At 64.6% G+C, this 364-nt stretch carries 1 protein-coding gene; it reads right to left on the bottom strand.

Annotation, left to right across the window (positions count from 1 at the left end; genetic code table 11):
• A partial coding sequence (locus PZC42_RS24315; protein ID WP_277213949.1) for an immunoglobulin domain-containing protein occupies positions 1-306 on the bottom strand: 306 nt, incomplete at its 3' end.
• Between the last annotated feature and the right edge of the window lie 58 nt (positions 307-364).

Here is a 364-nt window from a genome sequence, read left to right as displayed (position 1 = left end):
GACAGTTTTGGCGCAGAAGTAGGTGGCGGTGTCCTCAGCCCTGAGGTCGTTCAGCTGCAGCCTCACTGTGCTCTGCCCGTTGTCCCTCGAGATGGTGGCACGGCCCTTCACCGCCGCCCCGTAGAGTGTGTCACTACCATCATTACTAATCTCAGCGACATATTCCAGCCCCTTGCCGGGCGCCTGTCGCACCCAGTTCATGCCGTTACTGCTGAAGTCGAACCCGGAGGCCTTGCAGACGAGGCTGAGCGCTCCTCCGGGCGTCTGGAGGCCGCCCCCGGACTCGTCCAACGTCACGGCCGCCATCAGCCCTGGCAGGGCGGCCAGGAGCAGGAGGGAGGAGACGAGTGGGCTCATGGTTGCG

The sequence above is a fragment of the Isoptericola croceus genome (assembly GCF_029382255.1).
Taxonomy (GTDB): domain Bacteria; phylum Actinomycetota; class Actinomycetes; order Actinomycetales; family Cellulomonadaceae; genus Isoptericola; species Isoptericola croceus.
This window is presented reverse-complemented; position numbering and strand designations above follow the sequence as displayed.